Source organism: Pontibacter aquaedesilientis, from assembly GCF_014773225.1.
GTDB lineage: Bacteria > Bacteroidota > Bacteroidia > Cytophagales > Hymenobacteraceae > Pontibacter > Pontibacter aquaedesilientis.
In genome coordinates this window covers 621,877-641,541 of record NZ_JACXAJ010000001.1, presented here as the reverse complement: position 1 = coordinate 641,541, position 19,665 = coordinate 621,877, and the positions used below count along the sequence as shown (strand labels likewise).

The window sequence follows — 19,665 nt, the reverse complement described above, 5'->3', positions numbered from 1 at the left end:
GGTATGGCAGTATTAAAACTGTGCCGCAAAAAACTCAGACACAACTACAACCACCTCGACCAGGTGTTCCGCGAGAAAGGGATCGACTGGGGCATCGTAACCAAATTGCTTTGCGGCGAAGAGACCTTCCTGAAAGAAGTGCTGGACCTCGGCGTCAAAGAAATCCATGACTCCCGGGTCACCAACCTGATCGCGATCAAGAACATGGCGCCTGACGTGCAGACGGTCTACATAAAGCCTGCACCAAAACAGAGTATACCGGATATTATCAAATACGCCGATGTAAGCTTTCAGACAGAGCTCGATATCATCCGGCTTTTGTCGGAAGAGGCCGTTCGGCAAAACAGGCTGCACAAGATCATCATCATGATCGAAATGGGTGACCTGCGTGAGGGCGTGATGGGCGAAGACCTGGTGGATTTCTATGAGCAGGTATTCAAACTGCCGGGCATATCGGTGATCGGGCTGGGCGCTAATTTTAATTGTTTGCACGGCGTGATGCCCACTCAGGACAAACTCATCCAGTTGAGTCTTTACAAGCAGATCATCGACGCGAAATTCAACATCGAAATTCCGTGGGTATCAGGTGGCACCTCCGTGACTATCCCGCTGCTTTTCAACCACCAGATGCCCAAGGGCATCAACCACTTCCGGATTGGCGAGGCCTTGTTCTTCGGCTTAAACCTTTTCACCGGCGAGACTTTTGAAGGCATGCACGATGATGTGTTTGAGTTGTCGGCGGAGATTATTGAGCTGAACGAAAAGCCCATGATCCCGACCGGTATGCTGGCCGAAAACCCGAGCGGCGAAAGCTTCGAGATTGATGAGAGCCTCTACGGCAAGACCTCGCACCGCGCCATTCTGGATGTAGGCCTGCTCGACATCAACCCAAAATACCTGATATCAAAAGACGAAAGCCTGCATGTGATCGGGGCCAGCTCCGATATGCTGGTGGTAGAACTCGGTGAGAATGAGCTGAATTACAAAGTGGGCGATGTGCTGCGCTTCAACCTGAGGTATATGGGAGCGCTCAGCATCATGAACTCCAGGTATATTGCCAAGGAGATTGTGGAGTAAAAGATGCTAGATGTTAGATATTAGATGTTAGATTTTAGATACAGGACGTAAGACTTAGGACACAGGACTTTTTAACTGACGATACATAAGTTTTTTCAAGCCTTTTTATTTGTTCCTGGCGCGAATCTCCGGATTCGTGTCTTAGAACAATATCGAGTCTGTGACTCGATTGGGCCGCAGGGCCAGTTATACTGTGCTCCTATTGTGGAATGCTAATACCGGAGAACTGCTTTGTTGGACTCTGCAAGCCTGTCGCGTCACAGACTCGGCTTTATTCAAAGTCACGGGCATGCTTCCCTCACCAGAACATAACATGATCGTCAGTAATATCCTATCCCTTTCAAATTCTTGCTTCTTGTGTCTTACGTCTAATATCTAACATCTAGCATCTAATGTCTAAAATCTAATATCTAAACTGTAAAGTATCTGTCCAAACTTTTAAGCTGCCGGCACGTCTAAAGGATAAATCGATATATCGCTATTATCTGTTTTTTCTTTGGCAGCAAAACCTTCTTTACTCCGCACTATCGTTTACTCCTTCCAGGGTTTTGAGCAGGTGCAGGTTCGTAGTGGCACCCTCACCCTAGTGGTGATGCTGCTGGCCCTTACCTGGCTCAACACCCCTTGGGGAGCAACCTACGTCCATACCTGGAATACACCGCTTACCATCGCTTTAGGCGGCTTGGCGATCTCCAAACCTTTGTTTTTCTGGATCAACCAAGTCCTGATGGCGGTGTTTTTCTTTGTGCTCGGGCTAGAGCTGAAACGCATGTTTCGGGTTGGGGAGCTGGCCACTTTCCGGGATGCGGCTTTCCCGGTAGCAGCCGCCCTTGGAGGGATGGTGGTACCCGCTGGACTATACCTATACCTGAACCCGGGCGATACGCAGCTTGGGTGGATCATACCGATGGCAACCGATGTGGCTGCCATATTGGCCCTGGTCACGCTGGCTGGCAACCTGTCCCTTTCGCTTCGTGTGTTTCTTTCCTCCGTGGCCATCTTACAAACTATCGTCGCCTTGCTGCTTAGCATTGTATTAGTCAGTGTTATCGGCAACCTGCTGATGCTCTCCGTCGCCACCGGTATATTCGGTTTTCTGATCGTATTGCGGGCCCTTCGCAGCCGCAGCATGTGGTTCTACCTGCTGTTGGGCTTGGTTATGCTGGGCGCTTTTCTGCTCGCCGGAATAAATGGAACGATAGCCGGGGTATTGTTTGCCATGGTGATACCGGTGCATTCGCGGGTACCCGAAGCGGAGTTTATAGCTACTGCAGATACAGTCATGGGGCAACTGCATGCCCTGCACATGGTCAAGAAGCCAGAACCCGGTGAAGAAATGGAGGAAGACTACCAGGCAGCCGTGCATACCCTGCAAGCCAACTGCAACAAAGCCCTCTCTCCGCTTCGCAAATTGCAGCACCGTCTGTTGCCTTGGGCGGGCTATCTCGCACTGCCATTGTTTGCGCTTGCGCAGGCACCTTTCGCCTACAACAACTTTGAGTGGCGGGACTTGCTTGGCACCCAGTCAATCGGAATTTTCCTGGCGCTCGTAGTGGGCAAGCCGATTGGCATGCTGCTTTTCTCCTGGCTCTCCACTTTAGTTAGGTTTGCTCCTAAACCACTCAACCTCAGTTGGACACAAATCACGGGTGCAGCGCTGCTAACAGGTATGGGTTTCATGATGTCGCTTTTCGTGGGCCAGATGCTTGTGGTTGACGAAGGGCAATGGGTTTTAGTGAAGATCAGTATATACCTGGCTTCAGCAGTGGCCGGACTAACGGGTGTTCTGCTGCTCTCCTTAACCGGAAAAACTAAAGAGCATCTAAACAATAACGGCTGACAAATTACCATGTCAGCCGTTATTGTTTAGGTATACCTAACTCCGTTAATCTTCGCTTAGCAGGGCATCCAAAAAGCCAATCGCTTCATTCGACTTCTTGTACACGATCATAGGGATGTCATTGTTATGGCGCAGGATTTTCTCTGTCACGCTGCCCAGCACGAATAGTGCCGCGGCCGATTTCCCTTTGGCTCCGATCACCAGCATGTCGGCCTGCTCCCGCTTCGCTTCTACTACAATCAGTTCGCCCATATCGTCGTCGTTCCCCTGCTTCACCAACTTCAGATTGGCGCGGTCGCCCAGTTCCGGGAAACGGGCCACTACCTGTTCAAATTTATCGCGGGCGAAGCCTTGCATACGCTCATCAAAGTCCTCGTAGCGCATACCCAGCGTAATATAGCCGGTCGGTACCTGGTAGATGTGCAGGCAGGTAATCTGTACTTCCGGCCTGGTGAGCGCAGAGTGCAGGATGCGGTCCAGGGCCATCAGAGAGTACTCCGAAAAGTCGACACTCACCACAATGTGGTTGAGAACCGGATGGGCGTTTTCCGGCACGAAAAGCACGCTCATTCGGCCGGTTCGCAAAATTTTGTGGGCGAGGACTCCGCTGCCACGCAGGCGCAGTTTGCGGCCTACCAGCACCATGTCTATCTGCTTGATTTTAGACCAGTGCAGCAACTCCTTCAGGGGCGTTCCCTCTACCACCTGCACCGCCATCTGGGTCCGGTGATCAGGGCCGAAGTATTGTCTTACCTTATCCTCCAGGGCCACCTTCAGCCTTTCATCGGCAGGTATAACATTTGGCATGTCCTCCAGCACCTCAGTAGGTATTTCAAGGCTTTTTTCGGCGTGTATGAAGTACACTTTCTCTATTTCGGAAATGGAGCAGAGGAAGGCCGTGTAGCGGATCAGGGTATCGTCCATTTCAGACAGATCGAGCCCCACCATAATACGTTTCAGCGTGTTCATGATGATGTTGGTTTATATAGATTATCGTAAGCCTTTCGCTGGGGCAAACCCTGGTCTGCCTCCACTCTAATATAGTCCTGACGTAACATAAAATGCGCAGAAAGGTACTTAATGTAATTAGCTACGAAAAAACCAGGGATACATTTACAAACGAAGCATTTTTGATGTTTTTAGCCATACTCGCAGGCCTTTTATTCGCTTTTGCTGCGCCTTTCCTATACCGATGGCTGGGCAGATGGGTCTATGTACCGATGGCGCTACTGCCCTTTTGCATTTTCCTGTACCTGCTCTCGCTTGCGCCTGCCGTGCTGGCTGGCAGCCCGCTGGGAGAAGTACAAAAGTGGGCACCCTCGCTCGGTATCAACCTGCACTTCTACCTCGACGGGCTTAGTCTGCTGTTTGCACTGCTCATTACCGGCTTCGGCACCCTGATTATGGTATACGCCGGCGGTTACTTAAAGGGCAACTCCCTGCTGGGACGTTTTTACCTGTACCTGACCCTTTTCATGACAGCCATGCTGGGTCTAGTGCTGTCGGGCAACCTTATCTCGCTGTTTATATTCTGGGAGCTCACCAGTATCAGTTCTTATCTGCTGATCGGGTTTGGGCATGAGCAGGAGAGCTCCCGCAACTCGGCCTTGCAGGCTTTGCTGGTCACAGGACTTGGCGGACTCGCGCTCATGGCCGGCCTGATCCTGGTAGGGATGGCCGGCGAGACCTATACCTTAAGTGAGCTGCTGACCCGTGGCGATATGGTTACATCGCATGCGCTATACCTACCGGCACTGGTGCTGGTGCTATTGGGGGCATTTACCAAATCGGCGCAGTTTCCGTTTCACTTCTGGTTGCCCAATGCCATGGCAGCGCCCACGCCTGTGAGTGCCTACCTGCACTCGGCGACCATGGTGAAAGCCGGCGTATACCTGCTGGCCAGGCTCACCCCCGTCATGGGCGGAACAGAAGTCTGGCAGTACACGCTGATGATCGTGGGAGGCATTACAACCTTATTGGGAGCCTGGCTTGCCCTGCAGCACTCTGACCTCAAAGCCATACTGGCCTATACCACCATCAGCGCACTCGGCCTGCTGGTCACCATGACCGGCATCGGCACCGCTCCTGCCCTAGAGGCCATGCTCGTATTTCTGCTGGCGCATGCCCTCTACAAAGGCACCCTTTTTCTGGTGGCTGGCAACGTAGACCATGCCACCGGCACCCGTGACATCAAACAACTATACGGATTGGCCCGCTCTATACGCCCTACTGCGATAGCTGCCCTGCTGGCCGGTTTTTCCATGGCGGGGGTGCTTCCCTTTTTCGGGTTTATTGGCAAAGAGCTCGTTTATGAAGCCGTGTTGGAAGAAAGTCCCTTGCGCTGGATGCTCTTCGCCGTCAGTTTTTTTTCGGGGATGGTATTTGTGGCTGTCGCTTTGCTGATCGGCTTCAGAATTTTCTGGGGTCGCAGCCAGTTGAGCACCCCGCTGCAGCATCCGGATAAGGCTTTACTATACCTGCCCCCTGTTGTGCTATCGCTGGTCGGTTTGTTATTTGGTCTGTTGCCTGGTCTGTTGGCTACGCCTATCCTGCGGAGGGCCGCCCAGGCTATGCTGGGAGAAGAACAAGTGTTCGAGCTGGCCCTCTGGCATGGATTTAACCTGGTACTCGGGCTTAGCCTGCTCACCATCGCGCTGGGCTATGTCGTTTACCGCTTCTCGGGCAGCCTGCAAAGTCACGCCAACCGCTTTGAGCGGCTATACCTGTTTGGACCGGACAAGCTGTACCAACATGCCGTGAAAGGGCTTATAACAGGAGCCACCAAGATCACAGCCACCATACAGAACGGTTATCTGCGCAACTACATCGTCACGATTGTTATTACCCATATTCTGCTTCTGGCGCTCTCGCTCTGGAAGGATGGTCCTGCATTGGAAATGAGTTACAGGCTAGAGCAGTTGAGCGATATACGCCTGTATGAACTGGTGCTTATCCTGTTGGTGATACCGGCGCTCATTTTCCTTTTCCAGTCGCGCTCGCGCCTCACCTCTATTGCCATCATGGGTATAATCGGATACTCCATCGCCTTGTTCTATATCCTCTTCGGAGCTCCGGACGTGGCGGCCACCCAACTGCTTATCGAGACACTGACCGTGGTTATCTTCGTGCTCATTCTGCACAAACTGCCCGCCTTCCAATACCTGACGCACGCCCGGGAACGCTACAAATATGTACTGGTTTCGATAGCCTTTGGAGCAGCCATGACCTATATTATCCTGCTGGTGAAACAATATCCCCTCGATTCGCCCCTGAAGGCGTATTACGGAGAGAACAGCTATTTGCTGGGGCAAGGCCGAAACATTGTGAATGTGATTCTGGTGGATTTCAGGGCGCTCGATACCTTGGGTGAAATTGTGGTACTGGCTGTAGCGGCCGTCGGCATTGTGGCCATGCTCAAACTACGCATGCAGAAAGGAGGGAAACCATGAAAACGCTTATACTATCCGTTGCCATCAAGTTGCTTATACCTGTGTTTATTGTCTTTTCGCTCTATACCCTTTTCAGGGGGCACAATCACCCGGGGGGCGGATTTATCGGGGGCCTGATCGGCGCGATTGCCTTTGTGTTCCATACCATGACGCACGGCCCTCAGCAAACCGTGGATACCTTCCTGAAAGTGAACCTGTATGGGTACCCCCGGCAGCCTAACCAAAGCCGATCGCTCTACCTCATGCGCATGATGCGCGTCAATGTGTGGCGCCGCAGAAGGAAGGCACGACAGCCAAATCTGAACGAAAAAATGATTCGCCTGGAGCCGATCTACATCATTGCGACCGGTTTACTGCTGGCAGCTTCGAGTGGGGTGGTGGGGCTGATGTTCGGCCATCCTTATATGCATGCCTTCTGGGCGGACTTTTACATCCCCATCTTGGGTAAGCCGGGAACCCCTATCCTGTTCGATATCGGGGTATACCTGCTGGTAATCGGGGTAGTGCTCAAAATAACCTTTGTCATGTCTGAAGAATAAACCCACATGGAAGTTATACTCCCTTTTCTGATAGGTATTCTGTTTACATCAAGTCTATACCTGATCCTTCACCGCCATTTTTTCAAGCTGATACTCGGGCTTATTCTGTTCGGTCTGGCCACTAACCTGTTTCTTTTCGTGATCGGGCGACTGACCCGGGGCGGTTCAGCCATCATACCCAAAACTGAAGATATGGCAGTCGAGCCTTTTGCAGATCCTGTGCCGCAAGCCCTGCTCCTCACGGCCATTGTCATCGGTTTTGGCATCCAGGCCTTCTCCATCGTGCTCATCAAACGGGTATACCAATCGTTCGGAACCAACGACCTGGATGACATGAACACCACCGATCAGATAGAGGAAAAAGAATAAAGCGCCCCCATGAACCACCTGCTACTCTTGTTGCCCTTGCTTATTCCGCTATATGGGGCCATATTATGCTTATTTTTCTGGAGATTGGTCCGCGTGCAGCAGTACATTGGCGTTGCCGTTCAGATGGGGTTGCTGGCCTCTAACTTCATGCTGTTACTCTATGTCAACCAAACGGGCATTATCACGACGCAGCTGGGCAGCTGGCCGGCACCCTTTGGCATTACGCTGGTGGCAGACTTGTTCAGTTCCCTGATGGTACTGGTGAGTGCGGTTGTGGGCATGGCGATCTACCTTTTTTCGATCAAGGGGCTCGACAAAGCTCGGCAAACCTTCGGCTACTACCCGGTACTACTGATTTTGCAAATGGGAGTGGCCGGTGCCTGTCTCACAGGTGACCTTTTCAATCTGTTTGTTTGGTTTGAGGTTTTGTTGATCTGCAGTTTTGTGCTGATTGCCCTGGGAGGAAGCAAACCGCAGTTGGAGGGCGCCATCAAGTATGTCACCATTAACTTTCTGGCCTCCGGTTTTCTGTTGACAGGTATAGGCGTGGTCTATGGCATTGTGGGAACGCTTAACCTGGCCGAGCTGGCCGTTCTGGTACGGACCCCTGTGGCGCATCCAGCCCTGATCACCATGGCAGGAATGTTTTTCCTGATCGCATTCGGCATCAAGTCGGCCATTTTCCCTATGTTTTTCTGGCTACCTGCCTCCTATCATACCCCTCCCATTGCCGTATCTGCTTTTATCGCCGGCTTGCTCACCAAGGTAGGTATGTACGCGCTCATTCGCCTGTTTACGCTCGTTTTTGTACTGGACCAGGAGCTGACGATTCCGCTTTTCACCGTCCTGGCAGGCTTCACGATGGTGATCGGCGTATTGGGCGCAGCATCCCAGAATGATTTCCGGAAAATCCTCTCCTTCCATATTGTGAGCCAGATCGGGTACATGCTCATGGGGCTGGCCTTGTTTACGCCGCTGGCGCTGGCCGGCAGCATCTATTTCATCATCCACAACATCCTGGTGAAAACAAACCTTTTTCTGATAAGCGGGGTGGTGGCGCACCGGCGTGGTTCCTTTGCGCTGAAAAAACTAGGCAGCGTATACCTGCAGCACCCGGTGTTGTCATTGCTGTTTTTCATTTCTGCCTTCTCACTGGCAGGTATACCGCCGTTCTCGGGTTTCTGGGGGAAATTCATGCTGGCCAAGGCCGGTTTTGAGATTGACAGTTTTGCCATTGTCTTTACCTCCCTGGCTGTGAGTCTGATCACGATTTTCTCGATGACCAAAATCTGGAACGAGGTTTTCTGGAAAAGGAAACCGGACACAGATCCGATGCTGGATGTTATGTCGGAAGCGGATCAGCGGGTGAACAGGTTTTTGCATGTGCCGGTTATTTTCCTGGTCGTCTTCATCTTATTTATCGGCTTATATGCCGAACCCGTGATCACGATGGCGCAACTGGCGGCAGAGCAACTCCTCAACAGCGAATTGTACATCAACGCCGTATTGAAAAGATAACATGAAAACATTTTTCGTCCATTTGCTCATTGCCCTGATCAGTAGCTATGTTTATTTTAAATATGGCGACCCGATCTTCCCCTACAATGCCATCTGGGCAGTTGTCGTCTGGTCGGCTATCATGGTCGTGCTCTGGCTGACCACGCCCTTGTACCATAAGTCGTATTTCCGGAAGCTGCCCAAAGCGATTGCCTTTGTCGCGTATTTTCTGAAAGAACTGGTGGTGGCCAACCTGAAAGTAGCCTACGATATCCTGACACCACACTACCGGCTGCAGCCCACAGTGGTGGCCTTGCCGCTATCCGTGACAACCGATTTCGAGATAACGGTTTTGGCCGGCATCATTACACTCACACCAGGCACGCTGAGCATAGACGTCAGTAGCGACAAGAAAATACTTTACGTGCACTCGCTATACCTGAAACACAACGATGCAGAACAGCTCAAGCAAAGCCTGAAGCAAGGTTTTGAACGACGTTTAATGGAACTGACAGCATGAGCATCTTCTCTTTCACCTTGATTTTTGCCATGGCAGCGCTAAGTATCTGCCTGGTGATGACGGCCATCCGCTTTGCCATTGGCCCTACCCTGCCTGACCGCATCACGGCCTTTGATTTGTTTGTGGCCAACGTGATCGGCATCGTTGCCATCTATACCGAGCTCACCGGCAACGTGGATTTTATCGATGTGGCCATCATTCTGTCACTGTTCGGCTTTCTGGGCTCTATATCCTTTGCTTATTACCTCATGAAATCTACCCGTTGATATGCTAGAGAACGTCAATTTCCTGCTAATCAGAGAGATTATCAGCTCCGTGTTCATCATCATCGGCGTTATGTTCATGCTTATCGCCACCATCGGGCTGCTGCGTTTCCCGGACTTTTACATCCGCATGTCAGCCATTACCAAAGGGGCTACGCTGGGCCTGGGCCTTATTCTGACAGGTATGGGAATTTACTTCAATGAGCCGGATATGTTCCTGAAGGTAGCCCTGATTATCAGTTTTACGTTCATCACCTCCCCGGTGGCCGCGCATGTGATCGGAAGGACAGCCGTGCGGAATAAAATTCCTTTTTGGCCTAAAACCAACCTGGATGAATTCAAGGGCTACCTCCGAAAAGACCACATGACGCGAAATCATCAAAAGGAAGAGAAAGAACAGAAGCCCTAGTGGTGCGATTTGTGCAGGAATGGCCGGACAGACTCCGCATAGGTATCGAAAGCCTCGATGGTGGTGAGTAGGTGGTCTGGGTAGGTGAGCGAAGTAAGTTTGCCTCCAAAGACGCAGCCGGTATCAATATTGATCGTGTTGTTTTTCCAGCGGGGCTCATAGACCGGCGTATGTCCGTATACTACTACGGCCATACCGGAATAGTCAGCGGCCCAGTCCAGGCGAACGGGTAAGCCCCTTGCATCAAGCTCGCCGGTGGTGGGGCCATACAGGCAGAGGTCGCGCACCGATTTACTATGCCTACCGTGCAGACGCTCTTCCAACCCAGCATGAGCCACCACCAGCCGTCCGTCGTCCAGAATAATGTGGTGTGGCAAATGGGCAAGGAACTCTCTTACCCGATCATGAAATGCTTTGTCGTAGTTTTCCAATTGGGCAACTGTTAGCTCGAGCCCGTGCCTGACCTGTACGTTGCGCCCCAGTAGCTTGCGGTACAGCTTGTCGTCGTGATTTCCGCTTACGCAAAGCGCCACATCCTGCTCTACCATGTCCATCACCAGGCGCAGCACCTCCGGCGAATTTGGGCCCCGATCCACTAAATCACCGACAAACACCGCCATGCATCCCTTTGGCGGCAACACGTTATACCTGCCGTTTAGGGTGTCGTCGTCCACCTGGTAGCCCAGTTTAAGCAACAGCGCCAGCAGTTCGTCAAAGCACCCATGCACATCTCCAATAATATGGAAATGGCCATGTAGCTCCTTTAGAATCAGGTTACCGCTTTTATCTGGTTCGTGTGTCATTTTCGTTCTGATCAGGTAGGTTTGTATTGCCTCTGTCTTAATAATAACTTAAAAAATTGCACCGGGTTAGATTTGGGCAGATATTTTTTGTTAAAGTTTCTGTACAATTATAACTGCTTTTGCTTGAGCGTCGCCATTTAAGTCCTTAATTTTAAACTTCTAAAAACTCTCGCTGCCAAGAGCGTATAGTCCCTCAATGCTTAATTTAAAAAAAACCAAAATACCCTTACTGTGGTTGCGCCGGCATACCTCTACCCGGGAGTTCATCCTAATTTCGAGTGTGCTTGTAGGCCTTACGGCCGGGCTGGCTGCCGTCGTCCTGAAAACATTGGTGCATTATCTCCAGCAGTTGCTGGCCTACGGAAACCGCTTGCTGGAGCAGCCCTACTGGTTGGTGGTGTTTCCACTGGTAGGCATTCTGGTAGTGGTTTTTCTGGTACGTGTCCTGTTCCAAGGGCAGTTGGGAAGAGGCACTGCCAGTATTCTGCACGCCATCTCGCAGAAGTCGAGTATGGTGGAGGCGCACAAGATGTACTCGCACGTGCTCACAAGCGGGATTACGGCCGGCTTTGGTGGCTCGGCCGGACTTGAGTCGCCGATTGTGGTGACAGGCTCTGCGATCGGATCAAACTTTGGGCGCGAATATCACCTGAACTATCGCGACAGGACACTGCTGCTGGCCTGCGGCGCGGCGGCAGGTATAGCGGCGGTCTTCAATGCCCCTATCGCCGGTGTGCTGTTCGCCATCGAAGTGCTGCTGACCGATATCAGCATCTCGGCTTTCATTCCGCTTATCATTTCTGCCGTGGTAGGTGCGCTGTGCTCTCGGATCATTCTGCGGGAAGAACTGCTTTTCTTTACAGACCAGCTCACTACTTTTGCCGCTTCGCACGTTCCTTTTTACGTCATGCTGGGCATTCTCACCGGTTTGATGTCGGTTTACTACAGCCGCATGGCCTGGCGCATAGAAGCCTTGTTTGAGCCTTACCAGAATCAACCCTACCGCCGCGCTATGATTGGCGGTGTATTGCTGGGCCTGCTGATCATGCTTTTCCCGCCTTTGTTTGGAGAGGGCTACGGCGCTGTTAAATCGCTGGAGAGCGGCCATGCCGAGTCCCTTTTGCGTGACAGCTGGCTCTCTTTTTTCGGGACCAATGAATGGCTGGTAATTGGTTTTGTGGGTATGCTCGCACTCGTTAAAGTAGCTGCCACCACGTTCACGATTGCGGGCGGCGGCAACGGTGGAAACTTTGCCCCATCCATGTTTGTGGGGGCGCACGTTGGTTTCTTTTTTTCGCGATTAGTCAACATGCTGCAATTCAGCAAAATTCCGGAGAGTAGCTTTACGGTGGTTGGTATGGCCGGTATACTGAGTGGCGTAATGCATGCACCGCTCACGGCTGTTTTTCTCATCGCTGAAATATCGGGTGGCTATACCCTGATGATCCCGCTCATGATTGTATCGGCCACCGCCTACGCATTGGTAAAATACTTCGAGCCTTTCTCGCTTGACACCAAGAAGCTGGCCCAGAAAGGCGAGTTGCTTACAGCCAACAAAGACAGAACCGTTCTGCGCATCATGCAGATTCGCCATCTGGTAGAAAATGATTTTCACCCGGTAAAACCTGAAGCCACCTTGCGCGAACTGGTGGATGTGATTGCCCACTCCCGTCGCAACCTGTACCCGGTGGTAGATGAGCAGCGAAAACTTAAAGGCATCATTCTGCTGGAAGATGTGCGGGAGATTATGTTCAAACAGGAAAAATACGATGTGGTATTGGCCAGCCAGCTGATGGTGAAACCACCGGATGTGGTCCGCTATACCGATACCATGGCCGACGTCATGAAGAAATTTGACGAGACCGGCACCTGGAATCTGCCGGTACTTAAAGGCGAAAAGTATCTCGGTTTCGTTTCTAAATCCAGCATCTTCACCAAATACAGAAAGCTCCTGATCAAAACAACGGAAAATTGAGTTCTGAGTCGCGAGTTCTGAGTCTCGAGTTCTGATTAACAACTATGGAAGAATCGACTGCTCAAATCCACAACCAGGGCAAATTTTAACCTGTTTATAACTCTATAAACCCTTCAACCCAAGACTCAGAACTCGAGACTCAGAACTCATGACTTTAAATTAACGATTTGGATCCTGCAGGTTGGCACCGATGCCTTCTATACCTGCTGCGCTTCTAAAACCGCTCACCAGGCAGTCTTTCCAGTAATTAAGCACGGAGCGGCTACGGGCACGAACAACATTGATCTCACCAGGGCGCAGTTCTTTTCCCTCTTTTGGGTTGTCAGATGTGATCACAATTTTATTGGCTATTTTCGAGAGCACCTTCTTGCCAAACGATTGCCGTTTGTCCTCGTCTTTGGTCAGCACATCCACTTTAAAGTCAGTGTAGCGCACGTTCAGGTTTCCGGTCGCTTTGTTACGGTGCAGCACTATCTTAAAGTCGCTCTTTTGCAGCTTGCCTTCCTTTATGCTGATGAACGTGGTCGGCTCCAGGATGGGGTTGAGCGTAGCCGGATTGGCCGGGCCTGCTGTACCATGTATAGTATGATAACCGTTGGGGTCCAGTAGGTCGAGTCGAATCTTAAAGGCTACTGGCGCAACTCCATTAATACTGGTTTTGGCGTCAATAACTGCCGGGGTTTTGGCTGACATGCGCTTCTTATCATTAGAGATATTGGTTATCGTGGCATACAGGTTATTAAAAGTGATTACGCCGGTTTCGACGGCTTGCGGAGCTAGTTCTTCGTAGCGAATGTGCATGCCTTTCACCTCAATTTTCTGAAGATTGAGTCCTGTCTGCAGGTCCTGTACCATGTCATGCGGCAGTGGTTTATTTCCTTTGGGAGAAAAATGCTTTCGGTCCATGTAGGTGCTCAACGAGGGGTTCATGATGACCACATGGCTTGCGGCCAGGTTGTTATACCTGGAATGTGCTCTATAATCTACGCCACTGGCATTGATCTCGGGAACCTTCAGATTTAGGGTAGACACGGCCATTCCTCTGCGACGAGCCAATTCCGCGTTTTTAAGCAGTGGCACTAGCTGCAAGTTGCCAATATTTAAAGTGCCATCCGCTGTGTTAGCATTAAGGCCTGAGGCCTGCAAGCGGTAGGTGCCGTCTGGTAAAAGAAATTCCGCCTTGCCTGCTTCCAATGCCATGTTGCTGGCATAATAGGCTCTGCTTTCATCAAGAAAAGAAGTGCTGTCAAGCCGCATTTGGCTGACCTTAATCGTAAAGTCTTCCAGAGCGATCATGTCCTCTTTGGCATCTTTTCCCTTCCGTACTTTCAGCGTGCCATCCACTATTTCAATGCGGTCAATCTGAAGATCCTTTGCTATACCTTGCAGGGACTCATGCAAAGACTGTTGCTGCCTGGCTGTGTCCTGACGCATTTGAGTGATTACCAGGATCGGATTTAAAATCTCAAGTTTACTAACGTCGAGCGGCTTGCCACGCACGATACCCAGAAAGTTAACGCCGGAAATCACGAGGGAGCGCGTCTTGAGATCCAGCAAGGTGCGGGGTGCTTCCTCCTGTTCCGCAGTGTCTGATTTACCGGCCTTTGTTCTGTCTTGCCAGGCATCAAAATCAGGTATGATATGAAGGCTATCAACTGAGATACGGCCTCCGAACAGCGATGTATCCAAGCCGTGCAGGCGCAATGTATACAGTCCTTTGGTCTGCTGATGCACCGAAGTCTCCAGCTTTTCCTGCAGCCAGGGGTTGAAGAAATGGGATATGAAGACTGCCGCGATAAGGAACAAGGAAAAAACGGAAAGCAGGAGCCATACCCACCATTTCTGAAAAAGCGATTTGATTTCCACAGTTGGATTTAAATTTAAGGTTCATACGGCACTGAGCCTGCAGCGTTTGTAGCAGATTCCATTTATATAGTTTCGAAAGTTTGCAGCCTTAAAAAATAAACTTTAATATTGAACAAACGTTCATTCAATATACATGAGTAGATTTCAGGAGAAAAGAGAACAGAGTATCCATACGCTGACAGAAGTTGCTCTGCGCCTGTTTGCAGAGCAAGGCTATGAGGGCACTTCCATACGCACAATCGCCTCAGAAGCAGGCATGTCACTGGGCTTGCTCTACAATTATTTCAAAAGCAAAGACGAATTGCTCGAGGCGATATTTAAGCGTGGCGTGCAAGACATACACGATTCCTTCAGACAACAGCCGGATGGGGAATCGTCTGGCTCAGGTATAGAACGGCACATCAGGCAGACCGTGAAACTGCTCAAGGAGAAAAAGGATTTTTGGAAACTGCTGCACGGTATCCGTATGCAGTCGGCCGTCGTACGGCAGCTAATGGCAGACATGAACGAGCAAACAGCTTATATCGAAAGTCAGATCAAACAAAACCTGATTGCAGCCGGAATCCCTTTCCCTGACTTGGAGGCTAAACTGCTTTTCGCATCCATCGACGGCATGGCCCATCACTTTCTGCTGCATGAGAATTACCCGATCGATGATGTGGCCACGTTACTAATCATGAAGTACAAAAAGTGATTGTTGAATTTTTAGGCAAAATATATGAACTCTCCCAAATGGCTTGACCGAATTTTATACCCTTTTGCGCACCACACAATGCAGCTGCCAGATGGGCAAATGCACTACGTGGACGAAGGGCAAGGCGACCCGATTGTGTTTGTACACGGCACGCCTACCTGGTCGTTTGTTTGGCGGCAACAAATTAAACCGCTCAGTCGCAGCTACCGCTGCATTGCCCCCGACCATTTGGGCTTTGGACTGTCCGACAAACCAGCCGACTTTTCATATACTCCCGAAGCACACGCCCAAAATCTCGAACAACTGATCGGGCACCTGAATCTGAAAAACATAACCTTAGTCGTGCATGACTATGGCGGCCCGATCGGGTTGAGCTATGCCCTGAATCACCCTGAGAACGTGAAGCGCCTCGTTATCCTCAATACCTGGATGTGGTCGTTAGAGGATGAGCAGCAGATCATGAAAATCAGTGGTTTTCTGAATGGTATAGTGGGCCGGTTCCTATACCTGCGGCTGGGATTTTCTCCTCGTTTTTTACTTCCCAAAGGCTATCACGAGAAACGGCACCTTAGCAAAGACGTGCATCAGCATTATCTGCGGCCACTCAACAATAGTCGCAACAGACTCGGTACATGGCACTTCGCGAAAAACCTGAAGGAGTCCGGCCCTTGGTTTGCACAGCTTTGGAATCAGCGCGAGAGAATCAGTGCTATACCTAAACTAATCCTTTGGGGAGAGAAAGACAGTTTACTCCCTTTGCACCTGCTTGACAGGTGGGAACAGGCTTTTCCGGATGCAACAGTGCGCAGGTATAAGGCGGGGCATTTTGTGCAGGAAGAGAAAGGAGGCGAAGTAGCAGAAGCCATTAAAAATTTTATATAAAGATTTCTCTATATAATTTACAGTAATAGTAATCTTTTTCATAATTTTAAAGTCAAATTAAAACTATGAAAAAGATTATCTCTTCTATATGTTTATGCGCCTTGGCACTCTTATCTTTTTCATGCGATGAGACAGATGCAGCGTCAACTGTTGTGCCGAACGTAGAGGCGACCATGGAAAGGAAATTTAAATACCTGGAGACAACTGTAGACGAGAAGATAACTTATACCTTGGGCTTATCTGAAATGCACCTGCTCTCGGACGATGACAAGGTAGAGATTATGTTTGCCCCGACTCGCCCGGCCGGCAAAGATGCCCTGGTCTTCAAGATCAAGAAATCGGATTTTGCCAACGGTTACATCGGAACTTACCAGATCAGGTCGATTTTGAACGGTAAATCCGGTAAATCGGACCTCACCTATTATCACTACTACAACAAAACCGGCAGCACTGCCTTGTTCAGCACAGGCAACAGCATGGAAGGAAACATAGTGATAAAAACCTATGATGCTGCCACCGGACTGGCCAGCGGCAGCTTCGAGGTTAACATAAAAAACGTACTTGACCCAGCTTCCAACGAGATCAACCCTATCAAGCCTCGCAAATGCGATATAGTTCTAACGGGCGAATTCAATAATCTGAAACTGAACAGACAGAACTGATTAACAGACTACTTCTTGTGTCGCTCTTGCAGCACAGCGACTACATCAGCCAGTTCGAGGCCAGTGGCAGCCAGTAGTACCAGCAAGTGATAAAGCAAATCAGCAGCCTCCCCCTTCATGGTGTCGGTTTTGCCGGCTACGGCATCAATCACAGTTTCCACGGCTTCCTCCCCTACTTTCTGGGCTATTTTGTTTATGCCTTTGTCGAACAGGAAATTGGTATAGGAGGTCTCCTCTGGTTTGGCTTTACGCTCCTGTATCACCTCCTCCAGCCGGGCAATGAACTGAATGGCTGCCAGGCGTTTCAGGGCGGGGTCCTCTCCAAAGCAACTGATATCGCCGGTGTGGCAGGTGGGGCCATTGGGATTTACCTTGATCAGCAGCGAGTCGTTATCGCAGTCCTCCGCGATACTGACTACCTCGAGGGTGTTACCGGATGTTTCCCCTTTGGTCCAGAGGCGGTTTTTGGAGCGTGAGAAGAACGTTACCATGCCCTCCGCCACTGTTTTCCTGTATGCCTCCTCGTTCATGTAGCCCAACATCAGCACCTGGCTTGTTTGCGCATCCTGTATGACAGCTGGCACCAGCCCATCCATTTTATCGAAATCGAGATTCACGGTATTTTGAATTTAGAGAGTTAGAGTTTGGGGAGTTGAATTAAACACGAACATCCACACCATGCTTTTTCAGGAAGTGCTTCAGGTCCGGTATATCCAGTTCGCGGAAGTGGAACAGGCTGGCTGCCAGCGCTGCGTCAGCGTGCGCATCTTGGAAAACGTCTGCAAAGTGCTCTTTACTGCCAGCACCGCCGGAGGCGATCACGGGCACCGAAACGGCCTCGGAAACAGCACGGGTGATGTCCTGCGCAAATCCCCCTTTGGTCCCGTCGTTGTTCATGCTGGTCAGCAGTATCTCGCCTGCACCCAGGGCTACAACCTGCCGGGCCCAGTCCACGGTGGCATGCTCGGTCTCTACTGTGCCGGCACGGGCGTATACCTTCCAGCCGGTGGCCTCGGTGTACTTGGTGTCGATGGCCACGGTCACGCACTGGCTGCCGAAACGTCGCGCCAGGTCTTCCACCAACTGCGGATTGCGTATAGCAGCCGAATTGATGGACACTTTATCGGCCCCTGCCTGCAACAGCACTTCCACATCGGCCACCGTACTGATACCGCCTCCGACTGTGAAAGGTATATCGATATGACGGGCAATGTCGCGCACAAGCTCCGCAAAAGTCTTGCGTTCCTCGTTGGTTGCCGTAATATCCAGGAATACCAGTTCGTCAGCTCCCTGCTCAGCATACCACTTGGCCAGCTCGACCGGGTCGCCTGCGTCGCGGATATTCTCGAAACGTATCCCTTTCACGGTACGGCCGTCCTTGATGTCCAGGCAAGGTATAATGCGTTTGGTTAACATAAAAATCGCTCTAAGTCTTTTAACGAGATGGTCCCTTCATAAATGGCTTTGCCAATAATGGCACCTTCCACCCCTATTTCCTGCAGTTCTTCCAGGTCTTGTACGGTAGTCACGCCGCCACTGGCAATAATTCCGGCCGCGGGCTGGGTCAGCTTCAGGTGACGGTAGGTGTTCAGGGATGGTCCCTGTAGTTTACCATCCTTGCTCACATCGGTACAAATGAACAGACGCGCCCCGGTTTGCACATACCCGGAAATAAAATCCTGCAGTGGGTACTTGCTCTCTTCGGTCCAGGCGCTGATGGCGATGTTCGCCCCTTTGAAGTCAGCCCCGATGATGATTTTGTCGGCACCGTACTTAAACAACCATTCCTTGACCGTTTCGGGTTCGCGCACGGCAATACTGCCCGCCGTGATCTGCGCTGCTCCTGCGTCAAAGGCCTGTTGCACCGCTTCGTCCGATTGCAGGCCACCGCCAAAGTCAATGGTCAGTCCGGTGTTGGCGGCGATGCTTTCCAGTACGTTCAGGTTCACGGGTTTACGGGCGCGGGCACCGTCCAGGTCTACCAGGTGCAGGCGCTTGATGCCATGCGACTCAAATCGTTTGGCGACCTCGAGTGGGTTGCTGTCATAAGTGGTTTGCCGGGCGAAATCGCCTTCGGTGAGGCGCACGCACTGGCCTCCGATAATGTCTATGGCTGGGATGATTTCCATCATATGTCTAAGAAATTTTTGAGTATCTGTGCACCGGCAGGTCCGCTTTTCTCGGGGTGAAACTGCGCGGCGTAAAAGTTCTTGTACTGTAAAGCAGCCGAAAAGGGCTCGGGATAAGACGTCTGGGCGATGGTATAATCCGACAAGGGAACATAGAAACTGTGCACGTAGTACACGTAATCTCCCTCGGCTATACCTTGGAACAAGGGCGACTGAAGCTGCTCCAATTGATTCCAGCCCATGTGTGGCACCTTCAATTCTGTCTGGAAGCGCTTCACCGGCAGCGGGATGATGCCCAGCAAATCGGTATCGCCTTCTTCGGAGTGCTGACAAAGGAGCTGCATACCCAAACAGACACCAAAGAACGGTTGCTGCAGTGTTGGCAGCAGCTTGTCCAGGTTGCGGGCCTTCAGTTGGGCCATGGCCGATGAGGCCTCGCCAACTCCCGGAAAAATTACCTTATCCGCCGCCTTGATGGTTTCAAAGTCGCAACTCAGGGTAGCCTGTACACCCAACCGCTCCAGTGCAAACAGCACCGACTGCACATTGCCGGCTTTGTAATCAACTATTACGAGATTCATTTTATAGACGCAAGATTATAGACGTTAGACACAAGACTCAATTTTAGAACAAAGCAATACAACAAAAAAAGCCTGACTCTGTTCGGAGTCAGGCTTTTGGAATATATGCT

General features: G+C 51.0%; 20 protein-coding genes. 13 read left to right on the top strand and 7 right to left on the bottom strand.

Annotation, left to right across the window (positions count from 1 at the left end; all coding sequences use genetic code 11):
- The first annotated feature begins 3 nt into the window (after positions 1 to 3).
- Both H9Q13_RS02785 and H9Q13_RS02780 read left to right on the top strand, forming a co-directional pair.
- Entirely contained in the window at positions 4 to 1,077 is a 1,074-nt protein-coding gene (locus H9Q13_RS02785) for an alanine racemase (RefSeq protein WP_191182216.1), read from the top strand.
- Between the two features lie 496 nt (positions 1,078 to 1,573).
- Positions 1,574 to 2,917, top strand: a complete 1,344-nt coding sequence (locus H9Q13_RS02780; protein ID WP_224744028.1) for a Na+/H+ antiporter NhaA — start codon at positions 1,574 to 1,576, stop codon at positions 2,915 to 2,917.
- A gap of 45 nt (positions 2,918 to 2,962) precedes the next feature.
- Here H9Q13_RS02780 and H9Q13_RS02775 read toward each other — a convergent pair whose 3' ends face one another.
- Positions 2,963 to 3,886, bottom strand: a complete 924-nt coding sequence (locus H9Q13_RS02775; protein ID WP_191182215.1) for a universal stress protein — start codon at positions 3,884 to 3,886, stop codon at positions 2,963 to 2,965.
- Between the two features lie 164 nt (positions 3,887 to 4,050).
- Here H9Q13_RS02775 and H9Q13_RS02770 point away from each other — a divergent pair, with 164 nt between their 5' ends.
- Genes H9Q13_RS02770 through mnhG form a run of 7 tightly spaced genes read left to right on the top strand, consistent with a single transcriptional unit; the run spans position 4,051 to position 9,963 of the window.
- The gene (locus tag H9Q13_RS02770) at positions 4,051 to 6,366 is read left to right on the top strand and encodes a putative monovalent cation/H+ antiporter subunit A (protein ID WP_191182214.1); all 2,316 of its coding nucleotides are present in this window, start codon (positions 4,051 to 4,053) and stop codon (positions 6,364 to 6,366) included.
- Positions 6,363 to 6,905, top strand: coding sequence for an MnhB domain-containing protein (locus H9Q13_RS02765; protein WP_191182213.1), 543 nt, complete (start codon positions 6,363 to 6,365; stop codon positions 6,903 to 6,905). The genes H9Q13_RS02770 and H9Q13_RS02765 overlap by 4 nt, the downstream gene beginning before the upstream one ends.
- 6 nt (positions 6,906 to 6,911) lie before the next feature.
- The gene (locus H9Q13_RS02760; protein ID WP_191182212.1) at positions 6,912 to 7,274 is read left to right on the top strand and encodes a Na+/H+ antiporter subunit C; all 363 of its coding nucleotides are present in this window, start codon (positions 6,912 to 6,914) and stop codon (positions 7,272 to 7,274) included.
- 9 nt (positions 7,275 to 7,283) lie between these two features.
- Positions 7,284 to 8,792 carry a proton-conducting transporter transmembrane domain-containing protein gene (locus H9Q13_RS02755; protein ID WP_191182211.1) on the top strand — a complete coding sequence of 503 codons (1,509 nt, stop codon included), beginning with the start codon at positions 7,284 to 7,286 and terminating at the stop codon, positions 8,790 to 8,792.
- Between the two features lies 1 nt (position 8,793).
- Positions 8,794 to 9,291, top strand: a complete 498-nt coding sequence (locus H9Q13_RS02750) for a Na+/H+ antiporter subunit E (RefSeq protein WP_191182210.1) — start codon at positions 8,794 to 8,796, stop codon at positions 9,289 to 9,291.
- Positions 9,288 to 9,557 (top strand): monovalent cation/H+ antiporter complex subunit F, encoded by a 270-nt coding sequence (locus H9Q13_RS02745; RefSeq protein WP_191182209.1) that lies wholly within the window; start codon positions 9,288 to 9,290, stop codon positions 9,555 to 9,557. Before H9Q13_RS02750 ends, H9Q13_RS02745 begins: the two co-directional genes overlap by 4 nt.
- Position 9,558: 1 nt before the next feature.
- Positions 9,559 to 9,963 carry a monovalent cation/H(+) antiporter subunit G gene (gene mnhG, locus H9Q13_RS02740; RefSeq protein ID WP_191182208.1) on the top strand — a complete coding sequence of 135 codons (405 nt, stop codon included), beginning with the start codon at positions 9,559 to 9,561 and terminating at the stop codon, positions 9,961 to 9,963.
- Here mnhG and H9Q13_RS02735 read toward each other — a convergent pair.
- Positions 9,960 to 10,766 (bottom strand): metallophosphoesterase, encoded by an 807-nt coding sequence (locus H9Q13_RS02735; protein WP_191182207.1) that lies wholly within the window; start codon positions 10,764 to 10,766, stop codon positions 9,960 to 9,962. The two genes, mnhG and H9Q13_RS02735, sit on opposite strands and share 4 nt — an antisense overlap.
- Before the next feature lie 196 nt (positions 10,767 to 10,962).
- Here H9Q13_RS02735 and H9Q13_RS02730 point away from each other — a divergent pair, with 196 nt between their 5' ends.
- Complete coding sequence (locus H9Q13_RS02730) at positions 10,963 to 12,741, top strand: chloride channel protein (RefSeq protein ID WP_191182206.1); 1,779 nt, start codon at positions 10,963 to 10,965, stop codon at positions 12,739 to 12,741.
- A gap of 159 nt (positions 12,742 to 12,900) precedes the next feature.
- Here H9Q13_RS02730 and H9Q13_RS02725 read toward each other — a convergent pair whose 3' ends face one another.
- Positions 12,901 to 14,607, bottom strand: a complete 1,707-nt coding sequence (locus H9Q13_RS02725) for a hypothetical protein (RefSeq protein ID WP_191182205.1) — start codon at positions 14,605 to 14,607, stop codon at positions 12,901 to 12,903.
- A 133-nt stretch (positions 14,608 to 14,740) separates the two neighbouring features.
- On the opposite strand from H9Q13_RS02725, the gene H9Q13_RS02720 reads away from it, so the two are divergent.
- From H9Q13_RS02720 to H9Q13_RS02710, 3 genes are all read left to right on the top strand, one after another.
- Positions 14,741 to 15,301 (top strand): TetR/AcrR family transcriptional regulator, encoded by a 561-nt coding sequence (locus H9Q13_RS02720; protein WP_191182204.1) that lies wholly within the window; start codon positions 14,741 to 14,743, stop codon positions 15,299 to 15,301.
- Positions 15,302 to 15,325: 24 nt separating this feature from the next.
- Entirely contained in the window at positions 15,326 to 16,183 is an 858-nt protein-coding gene (locus tag H9Q13_RS02715) for an alpha/beta fold hydrolase (RefSeq protein WP_191182203.1), read from the top strand.
- Between the two features lie 65 nt (positions 16,184 to 16,248).
- Positions 16,249 to 16,845 (top strand): hypothetical protein, encoded by a 597-nt coding sequence (locus H9Q13_RS02710; protein ID WP_191182202.1) that lies wholly within the window; start codon positions 16,249 to 16,251, stop codon positions 16,843 to 16,845.
- An 8-nt stretch (positions 16,846 to 16,853) separates the two neighbouring features.
- Here H9Q13_RS02710 and hisIE read toward each other — a convergent pair whose 3' ends face one another.
- Genes hisIE through hisH form a run of 4 tightly spaced genes read right to left on the bottom strand, consistent with a single transcriptional unit; the run spans position 16,854 to position 19,555 of the window.
- Complete coding sequence (gene hisIE, locus H9Q13_RS02705; RefSeq protein WP_191182201.1) at positions 16,854 to 17,462, bottom strand: bifunctional phosphoribosyl-AMP cyclohydrolase/phosphoribosyl-ATP diphosphatase HisIE; 609 nt, start codon at positions 17,460 to 17,462, stop codon at positions 16,854 to 16,856.
- Positions 17,463 to 17,502: 40 nt separating this feature from the next.
- Positions 17,503 to 18,261, bottom strand: a complete 759-nt coding sequence (gene hisF, locus H9Q13_RS02700) for an imidazole glycerol phosphate synthase subunit HisF (RefSeq protein WP_191182200.1) — start codon at positions 18,259 to 18,261, stop codon at positions 17,503 to 17,505.
- A complete protein-coding gene (gene hisA / locus H9Q13_RS02695; protein ID WP_191182199.1) occupies positions 18,255 to 18,977 on the bottom strand; it encodes a 1-(5-phosphoribosyl)-5-[(5-phosphoribosylamino)methylideneamino]imidazole-4-carboxamide isomerase in 723 nt (240 codons plus the stop codon). The genes hisF and hisA overlap by 7 nt, the downstream gene beginning before the upstream one ends.
- On the bottom strand, positions 18,974 to 19,555 hold the full coding sequence (gene hisH / locus H9Q13_RS02690) for an imidazole glycerol phosphate synthase subunit HisH (protein WP_191182198.1): 582 nt from the start codon (positions 19,553 to 19,555) through the stop codon (positions 18,974 to 18,976). The genes hisA and hisH overlap by 4 nt, the downstream gene beginning before the upstream one ends.
- Positions 19,556 to 19,665: the final 110 nt, after the last annotated feature.

Bases quoted from the DNA above. Each gene is read 5' to 3' on its own strand.
- H9Q13_RS02785 (WP_191182216.1), top strand. From the start codon at position 4: ATGGCAGTATTAAAACTGTGCCGCAAAAAACTCAGACACAACTACAAC.
- H9Q13_RS02775 (WP_191182215.1), bottom strand. From the start codon at position 3,886: ATGAACACGCTGAAACGTATTATGGTGGGGCTCGATCTGTCTGAAATG.
- H9Q13_RS02770 (WP_191182214.1), top strand. From the start codon at position 4,051: ATGTTTTTAGCCATACTCGCAGGCCTTTTATTCGCTTTTGCTGCGCCT.
- H9Q13_RS02765 (WP_191182213.1), top strand. From the start codon at position 6,363: ATGAAAACGCTTATACTATCCGTTGCCATCAAGTTGCTTATACCTGTG.
- H9Q13_RS02760 (WP_191182212.1), top strand. From the start codon at position 6,912: ATGGAAGTTATACTCCCTTTTCTGATAGGTATTCTGTTTACATCAAGT.
- H9Q13_RS02755 (WP_191182211.1), top strand. From the start codon at position 7,284: ATGAACCACCTGCTACTCTTGTTGCCCTTGCTTATTCCGCTATATGGG.
- H9Q13_RS02750 (WP_191182210.1), top strand. From the start codon at position 8,794: ATGAAAACATTTTTCGTCCATTTGCTCATTGCCCTGATCAGTAGCTAT.
- H9Q13_RS02745 (WP_191182209.1), top strand. From the start codon at position 9,288: ATGAGCATCTTCTCTTTCACCTTGATTTTTGCCATGGCAGCGCTAAGT.
- mnhG (WP_191182208.1), top strand. From the start codon at position 9,559: ATGCTAGAGAACGTCAATTTCCTGCTAATCAGAGAGATTATCAGCTCC.
- H9Q13_RS02735 (WP_191182207.1), bottom strand. From the start codon at position 10,766: ATGACACACGAACCAGATAAAAGCGGTAACCTGATTCTAAAGGAGCTA.
- H9Q13_RS02730 (WP_191182206.1), top strand. From the start codon at position 10,963: ATGCTTAATTTAAAAAAAACCAAAATACCCTTACTGTGGTTGCGCCGG.
- H9Q13_RS02720 (WP_191182204.1), top strand. From the start codon at position 14,741: ATGAGTAGATTTCAGGAGAAAAGAGAACAGAGTATCCATACGCTGACA.
- H9Q13_RS02715 (WP_191182203.1), top strand. From the start codon at position 15,326: ATGAACTCTCCCAAATGGCTTGACCGAATTTTATACCCTTTTGCGCAC.
- H9Q13_RS02710 (WP_191182202.1), top strand. From the start codon at position 16,249: ATGAAAAAGATTATCTCTTCTATATGTTTATGCGCCTTGGCACTCTTA.
- hisF (WP_191182200.1), bottom strand. From the start codon at position 18,261: ATGTTAACCAAACGCATTATACCTTGCCTGGACATCAAGGACGGCCGT.
- hisA (WP_191182199.1), bottom strand. From the start codon at position 18,977: ATGATGGAAATCATCCCAGCCATAGACATTATCGGAGGCCAGTGCGTG.
- hisH (WP_191182198.1), bottom strand. From the start codon at position 19,555: ATGAATCTCGTAATAGTTGATTACAAAGCCGGCAATGTGCAGTCGGTG.